Source organism: Streptomyces griseomycini, from assembly GCF_014203535.1.
GTDB classification, from domain to species: domain Bacteria; phylum Actinomycetota; class Actinomycetes; order Streptomycetales; family Streptomycetaceae; genus Streptomyces; species Streptomyces griseomycini.
Window position 1 is genome coordinate 425,762 of the sequence record NZ_JACHJI010000001.1, and the last position, 14,933, is coordinate 440,694.

Annotated in this window: 14 protein-coding genes; 4 read left to right on the forward strand and 10 right to left on the reverse strand. The window is 69.9% G+C overall.

What is annotated here, in order from left to right; all coding sequences use genetic code 11:
• Positions 1–75 precede the first annotated feature (75 nt).
• From qcrB to ctaE, 4 genes are all read right to left on the reverse strand, one after another.
• A complete protein-coding gene (gene qcrB, locus FHS37_RS01955) occupies positions 76–1,713 on the reverse strand; it encodes a cytochrome bc1 complex cytochrome b subunit (protein ID WP_184817234.1) in 1,638 nt (545 codons plus the stop codon).
• Positions 1,710–2,768, reverse strand: coding sequence for a cytochrome bc1 complex Rieske iron-sulfur subunit (gene qcrA, locus FHS37_RS01960; RefSeq protein WP_184817235.1), 1,059 nt, complete (start codon positions 2,766–2,768; stop codon positions 1,710–1,712). The genes qcrB and qcrA overlap by 4 nt, the downstream gene beginning before the upstream one ends.
• Positions 2,765–3,577 (reverse strand): cytochrome bc1 complex diheme cytochrome c subunit, encoded by an 813-nt coding sequence (gene qcrC, locus FHS37_RS01965; RefSeq protein WP_184817236.1) that lies wholly within the window; start codon positions 3,575–3,577, stop codon positions 2,765–2,767. The genes qcrA and qcrC overlap by 4 nt, the downstream gene beginning before the upstream one ends.
• Before the next feature lie 80 nt (positions 3,578–3,657).
• On the reverse strand, positions 3,658–4,278 hold the full coding sequence (gene ctaE / locus FHS37_RS01970; RefSeq protein ID WP_184817237.1) for an aa3-type cytochrome oxidase subunit III: 621 nt from the start codon (positions 4,276–4,278) through the stop codon (positions 3,658–3,660).
• Positions 4,279–4,482: 204 nt separating this feature from the next.
• On the opposite strand from ctaE, the gene FHS37_RS01975 reads away from it, so the two are divergent.
• Positions 4,483–4,884: a response regulator gene (locus FHS37_RS01975; protein ID WP_184817238.1), complete on the forward strand. Its 402-nt coding sequence runs from the start codon at positions 4,483–4,485 to the stop codon at positions 4,882–4,884.
• A 61-nt stretch (positions 4,885–4,945) separates the two neighbouring features.
• On the opposite strand, the gene FHS37_RS01980 is transcribed toward FHS37_RS01975, so the two are convergent.
• The 4 genes from FHS37_RS01980 to ctaC all read right to left on the reverse strand — a co-directional run bounded on the left by FHS37_RS01980 (position 4,946) and on the right by ctaC (position 9,450).
• A complete protein-coding gene (locus tag FHS37_RS01980; RefSeq protein ID WP_184817239.1) occupies positions 4,946–6,232 on the reverse strand; it encodes a L,D-transpeptidase in 1,287 nt (428 codons plus the stop codon).
• A 130-nt stretch (positions 6,233–6,362) separates the two neighbouring features.
• Positions 6,363–6,761, reverse strand: a complete 399-nt coding sequence (locus FHS37_RS01985; protein WP_184817240.1) for a cytochrome c oxidase subunit 4 — start codon at positions 6,759–6,761, stop codon at positions 6,363–6,365.
• Complete coding sequence (gene ctaD, locus FHS37_RS01990) at positions 6,758–8,494, reverse strand: aa3-type cytochrome oxidase subunit I (protein WP_184817241.1); 1,737 nt, start codon at positions 8,492–8,494, stop codon at positions 6,758–6,760. The genes FHS37_RS01985 and ctaD overlap by 4 nt, the downstream gene beginning before the upstream one ends.
• On the reverse strand, positions 8,491–9,450 hold the full coding sequence (gene ctaC / locus FHS37_RS01995; RefSeq protein ID WP_184817242.1) for an aa3-type cytochrome oxidase subunit II: 960 nt from the start codon (positions 9,448–9,450) through the stop codon (positions 8,491–8,493). Before ctaC ends, ctaD begins: the two co-directional genes overlap by 4 nt.
• A gap of 283 nt (positions 9,451–9,733) precedes the next feature.
• On the opposite strand from ctaC, the gene FHS37_RS02000 reads away from it, so the two are divergent.
• Positions 9,734–11,125, forward strand: a complete 1,392-nt coding sequence (locus FHS37_RS02000) for a cysteine desulfurase/sulfurtransferase TusA family protein (protein WP_184817243.1) — start codon at positions 9,734–9,736, stop codon at positions 11,123–11,125.
• Positions 11,126–11,139: 14 nt separating this feature from the next.
• On the opposite strand, the gene FHS37_RS02005 is transcribed toward FHS37_RS02000, so the two are convergent.
• Positions 11,140–12,114 (reverse strand): carbohydrate kinase family protein, encoded by a 975-nt coding sequence (locus FHS37_RS02005; protein WP_184817244.1) that lies wholly within the window; start codon positions 12,112–12,114, stop codon positions 11,140–11,142.
• Positions 12,115–12,242: 128 nt separating this feature from the next.
• On the opposite strand from FHS37_RS02005, the gene FHS37_RS02010 reads away from it, so the two are divergent.
• Together FHS37_RS02010 and FHS37_RS02015 are read left to right on the forward strand one after the other, a co-directional pair.
• Positions 12,243–12,452 carry a hypothetical protein gene (locus FHS37_RS02010; protein WP_184817245.1) on the forward strand — a complete coding sequence of 70 codons (210 nt, stop codon included), beginning with the start codon at positions 12,243–12,245 and terminating at the stop codon, positions 12,450–12,452.
• 150 nt (positions 12,453–12,602) lie between these two features.
• Complete coding sequence (locus FHS37_RS02015) at positions 12,603–14,282, forward strand: hypothetical protein (protein WP_229889713.1); 1,680 nt, start codon at positions 12,603–12,605, stop codon at positions 14,280–14,282.
• 90 nt (positions 14,283–14,372) lie between these two features.
• Here FHS37_RS02015 and FHS37_RS02020 read toward each other — a convergent pair whose 3' ends face one another.
• Positions 14,373–14,729 carry an iron-sulfur cluster assembly accessory protein gene (locus tag FHS37_RS02020; RefSeq protein WP_030340884.1) on the reverse strand — a complete coding sequence of 119 codons (357 nt, stop codon included), beginning with the start codon at positions 14,727–14,729 and terminating at the stop codon, positions 14,373–14,375.
• Between the last annotated feature and the right edge of the window lie 204 nt (positions 14,730–14,933).

The following is a 14,933-nucleotide window of genomic DNA, read 5'->3' on the forward strand; positions in this document are numbered from 1 at the left end:
AGCCCCGGGCACGGCGAAGGGCCCCGTCCGAACACCGGACGGGGCCCTTCGACCGTGGCGTGGCGAGCGCAGCGATCAGTGGTGGCCGTGGCCGCTCGTGATCTCCTTGTACTCCTCGACGGTGGGCTTCGGGATCTGGGACTCCTCGCCGTAGTACGCCTCGCTGAGCTTGGCGCGCAGCTTCTCGGAGCCCTTCACCTTGCGCTTGACGCCGTTCTCGTCGACCTCGGGGCCGATCTCGGCCGGCTTGTACTGCTCGTGCGCCGTGAGGGTGTACATCTGCTCCTGGCTGAGCGGCTCGTGCACCTCGATGAACTCACCGTGCGGCAGGCGCTTGATGATGCCCGACTCGCGGCCGTGCAGCACCTTGTCCTTGTCCCGGCGCTGCAGGCCGAGGCAGATCCGCTTGGTGACGACGAACGCGACGACCGGACCCACGAAGAACCCGATGCGGACGAACCAGGTGACCGCGTTGATCGAGAGGTTGAAGTGCGTGGCGACGATGTCGTTGCCACCACCGATCAGCATGATCATGTACGCCGTGACCCAGGCGACGCCGAAGGCCGTACGGGTCGGGGCGTTGCGCGGCCGGTCCAGGATGTGGTGCTCGCGCTTGTCCCCGGTGATCCAGGACTCGATGAACGGGTAGAGCGCGAGGATCGCGAGGAAGAGGCCGAACAGCACCAGCGGGATGAAGACGCCCAGGACCAGGGTGTGGCCCCAGAAGTTGATCTCCCAGCCGGGCATGGCGCGGACCAGACCCTCGGCGAAGCCCATGTACCAGTCGGGCTGGGCGCCCGTGGAGACCATGTCCGGACGGTACGGACCCAGGTTCCAGATCGGGTTGATGGACGCGATGCCGGCGATCAGGGCGGTGAAGCCGAAGACCAGGAAGAAGAAGCCTCCCGCCTTGCCCATGTAGACCGGCAGCAGCGGCATGCCCACGACGTTCTTGTTGGTCCGTCCGGCACCCGCGAACTGCGTGTGCTTGTGGTAGAAGACCAGGATCAGGTGGGCGACCACGAGACCGAGCATGATGCCCGGCAGCAGCAGGATGTGGATCGAGTAGAACCGCGCGACGAAGTCGGTGCCGGGGAACTCTCCGCCGAACAGGAACATCGAGATGTACGTGCCGACGATCGGCACGGACAGGATCGCGCCCTGGGTGAAGCGGACACCGGTTCCGGAGAGCAGGTCGTCCGGCAGCGAGTAACCGGTGAAACCGGTGAACATGCCGAGGACGAACAGCAGGAAGCCGAACAGCCAGTTGATCTCACGCGGCTTGCGGAACGCGCCGGTGAAGAAGACGCGCATCATGTGCACGAACATGCCGGCCAGGAAGATGACCGCCGCCCAGTGGTGGATCTGCCGGATGAGCAGACCGCCGCGCACGTCGAAGCTGATCTCCAGGGTGGAGGCGTACGCCTCCGACATCAGCTGCCCCTGCATCGGGATGTAGCTGCCGTGGTACTCCACCTCGTTCATCGACGGGTGGAAGAACAGCGTCAGGTACACACCCGTGAGGATGATGATGATGAAGCTGTAGAGGCAGATCTCGCCCAGCATGAAGGACCAGTGGTCCGGGAAGATCTTGCGCATGTTGGCCTTGGCCAGGGAGTAGATCCCGAGCCGGCCGTCGGCCCAGTCGGCGACGCGCTCGCCGGCCGGGGCCTTCCCGCGAGAGCGGGGCTCAGTGCTCGTGTTGGTGCTCATCCGCGCTCCCAGAATGCAGGACCGACGGGCTCCTCGAAGTCACTCAGTGCTTCGAGGTAACCATCGTCGTTCACACCGATGCGCAGCTGCGGCAGCGCGTGACCGGCGGGACCGAAGATGACCTTGGCACCGTCGGAGAGGTCGAAGGTGGACTGGTGGCAGGGGCACAGGACGTGGTGCGTCTGCTGCTCGTACAGGGAGATCGGGCAGCCGACGTGGGTGCAGATCTTCGAGTACGCGAGGATGCCCTCGTGCGACCACTCGAGCGCCTGCTTGTCCTTGATGTCGTCCGGCTGGATGCGGACGATCATCAGGGCGGCCTTGGCGATCTCGTTGTTGAAGTCGTGGTCGTGCTCGTCCAGGCCCTCGGGCTTGGCGAACGTGAGCGAGCCGGTCACGATGTCGGAGGGACGCATCGGCTCGTTGGTGTTCTGGTTGATGAGCCGCTTGCCCTTCGACCAGGCGGTGTGGCGCAGCTTCTCCTCGGGCAGCGGGCCGAGGTCGCGCAGCAGCACGACGCCGGAGAGCGGCACCAGGGTGAGCGCGCCGAACATGGTGTTGCGGATCAGCTTGCGACGGCCGAGCGCCGACTCCTTGGCACCCTGCCGGAAGTCGTCCATGACCTTGGCCCGGACCTCGGGCGGGGCCTCGATCGGGTGCCGCTCGTCGGTCAGCTCCTCGTCGGACATCAGGGTGCGGGCCCAGTGGACCGCGCCCGCGCCGATCGCGAACAGCGCGGTGCCGAGCGTCACGCCGAGCGCGAGGTTCAGGGCGCTGACGTGTCCCAGCGGGAAGACGTAGACGATCTTGTCGACCGGGATCGCCACGAACGCGGCGATGAAGCCGATGGTGGCCAGCATCGACAGCGTGAACAGCAGGGCGACCGTGCGCTCGGAGCGCTTGGCGGCCCGCTCGTCGATGTCCTGGATCCGGTGCTCGTGGGGCGGCAGCCCCGGGTCGGCGAACGGGTTCTTCTCGTCCGCGACGCCCAGCGCACCGTGGGTGGTGTCCCGCTCTGCGGGCAGCTTCTCTTCGGGAATGTCTTGGCTACTCATGACTTCTTGGCCTTTGCGGTCCGAGCGGCGACCCACACGGCGACGGCGATCAGTCCGCCGAGACCGAAGATCCAGCCGAACAGGCCCTCGCTGACCGGGCCCAGCCCGCCCAGCTCCATGCCGCCCGGGCTCTCGGACTTGTCGGTGTTGACCTCGCCCAGGTACGCGATGATGTCCTTCTTGTTCTGCTCCGACATCGTGCTGTCGGGGAAGGAAGGCATGTTCTGCGGGCCGGTGAGCATGGCCTCGTAGATGTGCTTCGGGTCGACGTCCTCGAGGCTCGGCGCGTACTTGCCGTGCGTCAGTGCGCCGCCCTTGCCGGTGAAGTTGTGGCACTGGGCGCAGTTGTTGCGGAACAGCTCACCGCCCTTGGCGATGTCGGCGCCCTCGGGGCCGTACTGCTCCTCGGTCGGGATGGCCGGGCCGGCGCCCAGGGAGGCGACGTACGCCGCCAGCTGGTCGATCTGGGCCTGGGTGTAGATGACCTTCTTGTCCGGGAGCTGGGCGGCCTGCGAGGTGGCGGCCGGCATGCGGCCGGTGCCCACCTGGAAGTCCACGGCCGCCGCGCCCACGCCCACCAGGCTCGGGCCGTCGGAGGTGCCCTGACCACCGGTGCCGTGGCAGCTGGCGCAGCCGACCGTATAGAGCTTCTTGCCCTCCTCGATGGTGAGGGACTGGGCGGTTTCGTCGGCCTGCGCCTTGTCCGCGGGTGCGAACACGGCGTACAGCCCCCCGGTGCATGCCAGAGCGAGGAGTAGGACGACGAGCGCCGCCAACGGATGGCGTCGTCGTGCGGAGAGCTTTTTCACGGATTACCCCGGTGTCAGGATCTTCTGCGTCGATGCTTCTGGTGGGTGCGCTTCGAGAGCGCGCGCGGATGCGGGCCCGGCTACTTGATCATGTAGATCGTGGCGAAGAGGCCGATCCAGACGACATCGACGAAGTGCCAGTAGTAGGACACGACGATGGCCGCGGTCGCCTGCTCGTGGGTGAACCTCCGAGCCGCGTAGGTCCGGCCGAGGACCAGCAGGAAGGCGATGAGACCGCCCGTCACGTGCAGGCCGTGGAAGCCGGTGGTCAGGTAGAACACCGAGCCGTACGGGTCGGAGGAGAGGGACAGGCCCTCGTGCTTGACCAGCTCGGTGTACTCGAAGACCTGGCCGCCGATGAAGACGGCCCCCATGATGAAGGTGACGATGAACCACATCCGGAGCTTCTTCACGTCACCGCGCTCGGCGGCGAACACGCCGAGCTGGCAGGTGAGGGAGGAGAGCACCAGGATCGTGGTGTTCGTCGCCGAGAACGGGAAGTTCAGGGCGTCGGCCTTCTCCGTCCAGAACTCCGGTCCGGTCACCGATCGCAGGGTGAAGTACATCGCGAAGAGGGCCGCGAAGAACATCAGCTCGGAACTCAGCCAGATGATGGTTCCGACGCTGGTGAGGTTCGGTCGGTTGACCGACGGGTGCGCGTGCCCGGTATCTACTGTCGTTGCTGTCGCCACGACCGACATTATGTCGGTCGCTTATCCCGCCCTCACTCCGGGGGGTGCCGTTCGGTGTGTTCGCCCCTCCTGTACTGCCCGGATGGCCCAGGGAACGGCCCCTCGAAGGCGTGTCCGGACCAGTGTTGACAAGCGGCCGGAAGGGGTAGCATCCGCGCCATCGGTACCCGAAGTTCCCGACAGTGCTGCCCCCTCTCAGAGCGTGGAGGAACAATGCAGGCGACCGCCACGGTGCTGGTCTACAGCGACGACGCCAACACCCGGGAGCAGGTGCGGCTCGCCACCGGCCGACGGCCGGCTCCGGACGTCCCCGTCGTGGAGTTCGTGGAGTGCGCGACCGTACCGGCGGTCCTCGCGGAGCTGGACAAGGGCGGCATCGACGTCTGCGTCCTGGACGGCGAGGCCGTGCCCATGGGCGGCATGGGGGTGTGCCGCCAGATCAAGGACGAGATCTTCGACTGTCCGCCGGTGCTGCTGCTGATCGGACGGCCCCAGGACGCCTGGCTGGCCACCTGGAGCCGCGCGGAGGCGGCTGTGGCGCTTCCGGTGGAGCCGGTGGAGTTCGCCTCGGCCCTGGCCTCCCTGCTGCGCCGGAAGAGCGCCCTGAGCGCCTGAGCCCCCTCCCCGGGGGTCGCTCCTTCGGGGGATCCGGCCGGGGCGTGCCGGGGACGCGCCCTCACACCGGCTGGGGGCGCAGCCGCGCCCTCTCCTCGGGGCGGGGGCCGCCCTGGGCGTCGCCCGTCAGCGCGCTGCCCGCGCGCCACTCGGCCCAGGTGAGGTTCCAGTCGCCGAAGCCGTTGCCGAAGGGCTCCATGGAGGCGCCGTTCGAGTTCACCACCTGGACGAGGTCACCCTCACGGACGGTGGCGAAGAACCACGCGGCGTTCGCGTCGTTCATGCCGACGCAGCCGTGGCTGACGTTGGCGTAGCCCTGGGAGCCGACGGACCACGGGGCGGCGTGCACGTACTCTCCGCTCCAGGTCACCCGGGTGGCGAACTCGACGTTCAGGTCGTACGACTCGGCCGATCCCTCGGCTATGCCGACGGTGCTGCTGAGCATGCGTACGAAGCGTTCCTTGCCGAGCACGACCTTGACGCCGTTGCGGGTCTCGAAGCCGGGCTTGCCGGTGGTGACGGGTATCTGCTTGATCTCCTCCCCGTTCTTGTGGACCGTCAGCCGGTGTGCGGCGGCGTCGGTGACGGCTATGACCCGGTCACCGGTGCGGATCGTCAGGGGCTCGGACGGGCCGCCCCGGAGCCGGTCGTTGACCCTGACGCCCTCCAGGGCGCTGCGCACCCGGATCGTGGCGTGGGCCGGCCAGTAGTCCTCCGGGCGGTAGTGCAGCTTCTTGTCGTCCACCCAGTGCCAGGCGCCGGTCACCGCGGGCGTGGAGTCCACGCTCAGGGCGCGTTCCACGACGGCGCGCTGGGCCCGGTCCCTGACGGGCGCGCTCAGCTCGGCGGTGAGGGGCTGGCCGACGCCGTAGGTGCCGGCCTTCGGTCCGAAGGCGACGGTCAGGCTCCCGGTGGTGGCGGGCCTGCCGGTGGTGAGGGCGAGGACCTTGCGGCCCGGTCTGCCGTCCTCGTCCTCGGTGCTCACCCGGACCGTGTACCGGGTGCCGGCGGCGAGCGGCGAGGTGCTGTGCCAGCGGCTGCCGTCGGCGGCGAGCTCGCCGGCCACGTGGCGGCCCGAGGCGTCCACGGCGCTGACGTCCGTGATGCGCCCGTCGGAGTCCTCGGCGACGATCTCCAGGGGCCGGTCGGGGTCGGTCGTCCTCCCCTCGCCGACGGATCCGTTGAAGGAGATCTGCTCCGTCGCGTCGTACGGCTCGGCGGACAGCGGGTGGTCGTCGGCGCCACAGCCCGTGACGCCCGCGCCGAGGGCCATCACCAGCAGGGTGCAGCCTGCGGCGGTGCGGCCGCGGCCGGTTCCCCCGCCGCGGAGGGACTCTGTCTGTCTCATGGCCTCACGCTAGGGAGCCGCGCCGGATCCGGCGCACCGGGCGGCCCGAACGTGTGACGTCCGGTGCGGCAAAAGAGGGGCCCGGACGCTCCTGACGGAGTGTCCGGGCCCCGAAGTGCCGTGCCGCGTGTTACTGGGTGCGGTTCTCACCGCGGTAGTACTCGAAGACCCAGCCCCAGATGCTGGCCAGGATCAGCGGCAGCGAGAAGTACATCAGCCACCAGCCGATGGCGACGGCCAGGAAGGCGAAGGCGCCACCGATGGCCAGGAAGAGCGGCTGCCAGCTGTGCGGGCTGAAGAACCCGACCTCGCCGGCGTCGTCCGCGACGTCCGCCTCCTTGTTGTCCTGCGCGCCCGCGTCCACCCGCTTGGCCGTGAAGCCCAGGTAGAAGCCGATCATGATGGCCAGACCGAAGGCCAGGAAAAGGGCGGTGGTGCCGACCGGTTCCTTCGACCACACGCCGTAGACCACGGCCATGATGAGAAGGAAGACGCTCAGCCACATGAACATCTTGCCCTGGATCTTCACTTGCCGGCCTCCTTGCCGCCAGCGAGGGCCTTCTCGCCATGACCGACGTTCTCGAGCTGGTCGAGCGCGGCGATCTCCGGGTGGTGCAGGTCGAACGCCGGGGATTCACTGCGGATCTTCGGCAGGGTGAGGAAGTTGTGCCGCGGGGGCGGGCAGGAGGTCGCCCACTCCAGCGAACGGCCGTAGCCCCACGGGTCGTCCACGCCGACCGGCTTGCCGTACTTGGCCGTCTTCCAGATGTTGTAGAAGAACGGCAGGATCGACAGGCCGAGCAGGAACGAGGCGATCGTGGAGATCGTGTTCAGCGCGGTGAAGCCGTCGGCCGCCAGGTAGTCGGCGTAGCGGCGCGGCATGCCCTCGGCGCCCAGCCAGTGCTGGACCAGGAAGGTGCCGTGGAAGCCGATGAACAGCGTCCAGAAGGTGACCTTGCCGATGCGCTCGTCGAGCATCTTGCCGGTGAACTTCGGCCACCAGAAGTGGAAGCCGGCGAACATCGCGAACACCACGGTGCCGAACACCACGTAGTGGAAGTGGGCCACCACGAAGTACGAGTCGGACACGTGGAAGTCCAGCGGCGGCGAGGCCAGGATGACGCCGGTCAGACCACCGAAGGTGAAGGTGATCAGGAAGCCCAGCGACCACAGCATCGGCGTCTCGAAGGACAGCGAGCCCTTCCACATGGTGCCGATCCAGTTGAAGAACTTCACACCGGTCGGGACCGCGATCAGGAAGGTCATGAAGGAGAAGAACGGCAGCAGCACACCGCCGGTCACGTACATGTGGTGCGCCCACACCGTCACCGAGAGGCCGGCGATGGCGATGGTCGCGCCGATCAGACCCATGTAGCCGAACATCGGCTTGCGGGAGAAGACCGGGATGACCTCACTGATGATGCCGAAGAACGGCAGCGCGATGATGTACACCTCGGGGTGGCCGAAGAACCAGAAGAGGTGCTGCCACAGCAGCGCTCCGCCGTTGGCCGAGTCGAAGATGTGGCTGCCGAACTTGCGGTCCGCCTCCAGCGCGAAGAGCGCGGCGGCCAGCACCGGGAAGGCGAGCAGGACCAGCACACCGGTCAGCAGCACGTTCCAGGTGAAGATCGGCATGCGGAACATCGTCATGCCGGGCGCGCGCATGCAGATGATCGTGGTGATGAAGTTGACCGAGCCGAGGATGGTGCCGAAGCCGGAGAAGGCCAGGCCCATGATCCACATGTCGGCGCCGATGCCCGGCGAGCGGACCGCGTCCGACAGCGGGGAGTAGGCGAACCAGCCGAAGTCGGCCGCGCCGTCCGGGGTGAGGAAGCCCCCGACCGCGATCAGCGAGCCGAACAGGTAGAGCCAGTAGGCGAACATGTTCAGCCGCGGGAAGGCGACGTCCGGCGCGCCGATCTGCAGCGGCATGATCCAGTTCGCGAAGCCGGCGAACAGCGGCGTCGCGAACATCAGCAGCATGATCGTGCCGTGCATCGTGAACGCCTGGTTGAACTGCTCGTTCGACATGATCTGCAGGCCCGGCCGGGCCAGCTCGGCGCGCATGACGAGCGCCATCACGCCGCCGATCACGAAGAACGCGAACGACGTCACCAGGTACAGCGTGCCGATCGTCTTGTGGTCCGTGGTCGTCAGCCACTTGACCACGACACTGCCGCGGTTCTGGCGCCGGACCGGCAGTTCGTCCGCGTGGTGGGACCCTGCCGCCTCGGCACCCTGGGGTTGGTTGAGGATGCTCACAGGATGTTCGCCTCCCGGTTCTTCTCGTACTCGCCCTGCTTGATGCCGGCGGGCACGTAACCGGTCTGCCCCTTCTTCACGAGGTCCTTCAGGTGCTGCTCGTAACGCTCGGGGGAGACGACCTTGACGTTGAACAGCATCCGGGAGTGGTCCACGCCGCAGAGCTCGGCGCACTTGCCGAGGAAGGTGCCCTCACGGTTGGGGGTCACCTCGAAGGCGTTGGTGTGGCCCGGGATGACGTCCTGCTTCATCAGGAACGGCACCACCCAGAAGGAGTGGATGACGTCACGCGAGGTCAGCACGAAGCGGACCCGCTTGCCCTCGGGCAGCCACAGGGTGGGGCCCGGGTTGTTGGTCTGCGGGTTCCGGGTGCCGGGGACACCGCAGTCGTAGACACCGCCGGCGTCGGCCGGGAAGGCCTCCTTGTAGCGGTTCGGAATCGCGTCCAGTTCCTTGGCCTTCTTGGCGTCACCCGTGGAACCGTCGACGTTCTCGACGTAGTTGAAGCACCAGCTCCACTGGAAGCCGACCACGTTGATCGTGACGTCGGGCTTCTTCTCGAGCCTCATGAGCTCGGATTCGTCGCGGGCGGTGAAGTAGAAGAGCACCGAGACGATGAGGAGCGGAACGACCGTGTACAGCGCCTCGATGGGCATGTTGTACCGGGTCTGCGGAGGAACCTCCACCTTGGTGCGGCTGCGCCGGTGGAAGAAAGCACTCCACAGGATCAGACCCCACACCAGCACGCCGACGGCGAGCGCGGCGGCCCAGGACCCCTGCCACAGGGAGAGGATCCGCGGAGCCTCTTCCGTGGTGGGGGTGGGCATGCCAAGGCGGGGGAAGTCCTCCCATGTGCAACCGGTGGCGGTCGCCAGGACCAGGCCCGCGGTCAGTGCCTGCAGCAGCTTCCGCCGCATCGGGCGCCGCGGCGAGCGGTCGGAGCCGTTGGGACTCACGTAGCGCCTTCCCGAGAGTCTCGCCCGCGCTGTACGGCTGCGGCCTGGCCTTCTCGCTGGTCGGTCGCCGCCCTGCGTCGGGCAGGGGTTTGGATGTTTATGCGGACCAAACCCTAGCCGACGCCCTTCGAGGGTTCGCGGGGAGGGGTGCCTAGTGGTTCGGGTGGTTCGCTGGTTTGGCGGGTGGGGGTTGTTCGCGGTCGGTCGCGCGCGGCGGGGCCGCGCGTCGAAACAGTCCGGCGCCCCTGACGGAGCCGCCCTCCCCCGGGTTTAGCGTTGAGGCGTGTCCTACTTCGATGCCGCTTCCGCCGTCCCCCTCCACCCTGTGGCCCGCCAGGCGCTGTGGGCCTCGCTCGACGAGGGGTGGGCGGATCCCGCCCGGTTGTACCGGGAGGGACGGCGGGCCCGGATGCTGCTGGACGCCGCGCGGGAGGCGGCCGCCGAGGCGGTGGGGTGCCGGCCGGACGAGCTGGTGTTCACCCCGTCCGGTACGCGGGCGGTGCACACGGGGATCGCGGGGGCGCTGGCGGGACGGCGGCGGGTGGGGCGCCACCTGATCGTGTCCGCGGTCGAACACTCTTCGGTACTCCATGCGGGGGAAGTTCACCGGGCCGGCGGAGGCTCGGTCACCGAGGTGGCGGTGAACCGCGAGGGGGCGGTGGTTCCTTCGGGTTACGCCGAGGCGCTGCGGCCGGACACCGCGCTGGCCTGCCTGCAGTCGGCCAACCACGAAGTGGGGACCGAGCAGCCGGTGGCCGAGGTGGCCGAGGCCTGCCGGGCGGCGGGGGTGCCGCTGCTGGTGGACGCGGCCCAGTCGCTGGGCTGGGCGCCGGTGGAGGGCGACTGGTCACTGCTCACGGCGAGCGCCCACAAGTGGGGCGGGCCGTCGGGGGTCGGGCTGCTCGTCGTGCGCAAGGGGGTGCGGTTCGCGCCCCAGGGACCGGTGGACGAGCGGGAGTCGGGGCGGGTGGCCGGGTTCGAGAACCTCCCGGCGATCGTGGCCGCGGCGGCGTCGCTGCGGGCGGTGCGGGCCGAGGCGGCCGAGGAGGCGGCGCGGCTGCGGGAACTGACGGAGCGGATCCGGGCGCGGGTGCCCCGGCTGGTGCCGGACGCGGAGGTGGTCGGCGACCCGCGGCGGAGGCTGCCGGGCATCGTCACCTTCTCCTGTCTCTACGTCGACGGGGAGACGCTGCTGCACGAACTGGACCGCGCCGGTTTCTCCGTCTCCTCCGGCTCGTCCTGCACCAGCAGCACGCTGACGCCCAGCCACGTGCTGCGGGCGATGGGGGTGCTGAGCGAGGGCAACGTCCGGGTCTCGCTGCCGCCGGGGACGGCCCAGGAGGACGTCGAGCGGTTCCTGTCCGTCCTGCCCGGGGTGGTGGCGGGGGTGCGGGAGAAGCTGGGCGCGCCGGTGTCCGCCGCCGGCGCCGCCGGGGTGGACGGGGGGGACGGCGTCCTGGTCGTGGACGCGGTGGGGCGGCGCTGCCCGATCCCGGTGATCGAGCTGGCCAAGGTGATCGGCGACGTGCCGGTGGGCGGCCTGGTGCGGGTCCTCGCGGACGACGAGGCGGCCCGGCTGGACATCCCCGCGTGGTGCGAGATGCGCGGACAGGAGTACGTGGGTGAGGAACCGGCGGACCGTGGCTCGGCCTATCTGGTCCGCCGGGTCTCGTAGCCGGGCGGGGCCGGTCAGACCAGGTGCTTCTGCACCTCGGCCGCGGCCTCGTCGCCGTAGGCCTTGGTGAAGCGCTCCATGAAGTGGGCGCGGCGCAGCTGGTACTCCTGGGTGCCGACGGTCTCGATGACCAGCGTGGCGAGCATGCAGCCGACCTGTGCGGCGCGCTCCAGGGAAACGCCCCAGGCGAGGCCCGACAGGAAGCCGGCGCGGAAGGCGTCGCCGACGCCGGTCGGGTCGGCCTTGCGCTCCTCGTCGGGGCAGCCGACCTCGATCGGGTCCTCGCCGGCGCGCTCGATGCGCACGCCGCGCGAACCGAGGGTGGTGACGCGGTGGCCGACGCGGGTGAGGATCTCGGCGTCGGTCCAGCCCGTCTTGGTCTCGATGAGCCCCTTCTCGTACTCGTTGGAGAAGAGGTAGGTCGCCCCGTCCAGCAGGATCCGGATCTCCTCGCCGTCCATCCGGGCGATCTGCTGGGAGAAGTCGGCGGCGAACGGGATGCCCCGGGAGCGGCACTCCTCGGTGTGGCGGAGCATCGCCTCCGGGTCGTCGGCGCCGATGGAGACCAGGTCGAGGCCGCCCACGCGGTCGGCGACGGTCTTCAGCTCGATCAGCCGGGCCTCGCTCATCGCGCCCGTGTAGAAGGAGCCGATCTGGTTGTGGTCGGCGTCCGTGGTGCACACGAAGCGGGCGGTGTGCAGGGTGTCGGAGATGCGGACCGAGGCGGTGTCGACGCCGTGCCGGTCCAGCCAGGCCCGGTACTCGTCGAAGTCGAAGCCCGCGGCGCCGACCAGGATCGGCCGGGTGCCGAGCTGCCCCATCCCGAAGGCGATGTTCGCGCCGACGCCGCCCCGGCGTACGTCGAGGTTGTCGACCAGGAAGGACAGCGAGACCGTGTGCAGCTGGTCCGCGACGAACTGGTCGGCGAAGCGCCCGGGGAAGGTCATGAGGTGGTCGGTGGCGATGGAGCCGGTGACTGCGATGCGCACGGCGTGGATTCTCCTGGGGGAGGCGGTTTGACACTTCACGCTACCGGGTGGGAACCGCCTGTAGAAGCAGGAGAAACTACCCGATAGTAGACCTTTCTTCGTGACCTTCGCGTGCGTACGGTGCCGACATGACGAACCTCAAGGCCCACGCCCCCTCCCCGGCCGATCTCGAAGGCGACCTGGCGTCGTTGCGCGGTGACTGCGCCCGGATGGCTCCCCACTGGACGGTCCCGGACCGGGGCGCCGCCCGGCCCGTCCCCCCGTCCCTGATCCACGGCGTGACCGTGCCGCCGGCGTCGGCCCGGCTGCTGGACGCGATGTCGGAGTACGGCGACTGAGCCGAACCGCGCTCCCGGGGAACCGTGCGCTCCCCCGCTGCGTCCCATCGCTGTCCCCCGTAAAGGGGATGCGGGATACGACCCACCAGCGGTCCCGGTACGACCGGGCAGGGTCTTCCGGGACAGCTGTGCAGCCGAAGGAGCGATGCGGTGAACACCGAGCGACCCGACCACGACGACGCCGAGGCCGTCCCCCCCGGCGGTGCGCGACACCCCGGGGACGCTTCCGGCGAGGGTGGGACGGAGAGCGCTCCGGAGGAGCGGGGGCGCCGGGAGCGGGGAGCCGCCGACGGTGCCGAGCCGGCCTCCGCGCGCGGGGAGCGCGAAGAGCGTGAGAAGCACGGGGACCCCGAGGTCGGGGAGGTTCGTGCCGCGCACGGCACCGACGACGCCCCGGCTCCCCGGCGGCGCTCCCCCGCGCTGATCGCCTCCGTGGCCGCCGCCGTACTGCTGGTCGGCGGCGGTGGGGCCTGGCTCGCCGGCGCCGCCGGGGACTCCGGCGGTCGCACGGCGCCCGGGGCCAACGGGGACGCCACCCCGCCCCCGCTGGCGCTCGACGGCCACTCCGAGGGCGGTTCGCCCGGCATCGCACCGGGCGAGCCCAACCCCTACGGCGCCACCTACCGCGCCGACGGCACGCTCCCGGACGGTCCCGGCTCGGCGCCGGTCTACCGCGCCGGGGGGCAGATCACCCGGGAGCAGGTGGCCGCGCTGGCGAAGGCGCTGGGGATCGACGGCAGGCCGGTGGCGGAGGGCGGGTCCTGGCGGATCGGCGGCCGGGACGGTTCCGGGCCCGGTCTGCGGGTGGACCGGCAGGCCCCCGGCACCTGGACGTTCAGCCGGTACGCCCCGGGCACCGACAACTGCAAGGGCGCGACGTGCAAGGCGCCTTCCGCCGGCGGCCCGGCGGTGAGCGAGGAGGCCGCGAAGAAGGCCGCCGCGCCCGTCCTGAAGGCGGTGGGCCAGGACGACGCGAAGCTCGACGCGGGACAGGTCACGGGCGGCGGACGGGTGGTGAACGCCGACCCCGAGATCGGCGGGCTGCCCACGCACGGCTGGACGACCGGGGTGGTCGTCGGCGCCACGGGCGAGGTGGTCGGCGGCAGCGGCCGGCTCTCGAAGCCGGTGAAGGGGGACACGTACCCCGTGGTGAGCGCCGAGGAGGCGCTGGACCTGATGAACGCGGCGCCGGGCGCCGGCCGGCGCGCGGGCACCGGCGGCTGCGCCACTCCCGTCCCGCTGGAGGAACAGGGGCGGCAGGAGCCGTGCGGTGCGGTGACGACCCCGCCCGGGAAGGGCGCGCTCACCGTCGAGAAGGCGGTGTTCGGGCTGGCCGCGCACGCCGTGGACGGCCGGCCGGCCCTCGTGCCGTCCTGGCTGTTCGAGGCGCGTCCGGAGGGTGCGAAGGACGCCCTCACGGTGACGTACCCGGCGGTGGACCCGGAGTACCTCGCCCCGCGGGACCGCTCGGGGAGGCCCAGCCCCGAGCCGACCGTCCCGGGCGACGGGCCGACCGGGACGCCCGCCACCCGGAACGTCGCCGTCGAGGGCTACACCGCCGAGGGCACCGAGCTGACCGTGGGCTTCACCGGCGGGGTGTGCGCCGCCTACGGGACGACGGTGAGCGAGAGCGCGGACCGGGTGACGGTCACCGTGACCGAGACGCAGCGGACGGACAAGGTCTGCATCCTGATCGCCAAGCAGTACCGGCAGACGGTGCAGCTGGAGGAGCCGCTGGGCGACCGCGAGGTCGTGGGCGCCGACGGCGAGCCGATCCCGCTGCTGAAGGAGGGCGCACGGCTGCCGGCGCCGTCCTCCGGGGCACGGTAGGCCCGGCGAGGAGACTGCGGACGCGCCGAAGGCGGCGGCCCCCCGCAGGGGACCGCCGCCTTCGTCAGGTGCGCGCCGGAAGGGTCCGGTTCAGCTGAAGGAGTCGCCGCAGGCGCAGGAGCCGGTGGCGTTCGGGTTGTCGATCGTGAAGCCCTGCTTCTCGATGGTGTCGACGAAGTCGACGGTGGCGCCGCCCAGGTACGGAGCGCTCATGCGGTCGGTGACGACCTTCACACCGCCGAAGTCCTTCACCACGTCGCCGTCGAGGGAGCGCTCGTCGAAGAAGAGCTGGTAGCGCAGGCCGGAGCAGCCGCCGGGCTGGACGGCGACACGCAGCGCGAGGTCGTCACGGCCTTCCTGGTCGAGCAGGGCCTTGACCTTGGCCGCGGCGGCGTCGGTCAGGATGATGCCGTCGGTGACGGTGGTGGTCTCGTCCGATACGGACATCTACATCTCTCCCGGGTTGTACGGAGACTGCTTGCCGACGGTTCCAACCGGCGGGGCCGCGGATTCATTCCGGGCCGGGCACTTGTTCTCTTCGGCTCTTCCTCATGCTCGCACACACCGTGCGGAGCGGAAAACGGCTCCTTCGGGGCCCGCCGGGAATGAAAGGCCGGGCTCCGGGATTCACGTCACATGGACGCTATGGCC

Excerpts from the sequence above, each read along its gene's own strand:
- qcrB (WP_184817234.1), bottom strand. The coding sequence starts at position 1,713 with ATGAGCACCAACACGAGCACTGAGCCCCGCTCTCGCGGGAAGGCCCCG.
- qcrA (WP_184817235.1), bottom strand. The coding sequence starts at position 2,768 with ATGAGTAGCCAAGACATTCCCGAAGAGAAGCTGCCCGCAGAGCGGGAC.
- ctaE (WP_184817237.1), bottom strand. The coding sequence starts at position 4,278 with ATGTCGGTCGTGGCGACAGCAACGACAGTAGATACCGGGCACGCGCAC.
- FHS37_RS01975 (WP_184817238.1), top strand. The coding sequence starts at position 4,483 with ATGCAGGCGACCGCCACGGTGCTGGTCTACAGCGACGACGCCAACACC.
- FHS37_RS01980 (WP_184817239.1), bottom strand. The coding sequence starts at position 6,232 with ATGAGACAGACAGAGTCCCTCCGCGGCGGGGGAACCGGCCGCGGCCGC.
- FHS37_RS02010 (WP_184817245.1), top strand. The coding sequence starts at position 12,243 with ATGACGAACCTCAAGGCCCACGCCCCCTCCCCGGCCGATCTCGAAGGC.
- FHS37_RS02020 (WP_030340884.1), bottom strand. The coding sequence starts at position 14,729 with ATGTCCGTATCGGACGAGACCACCACCGTCACCGACGGCATCATCCTG.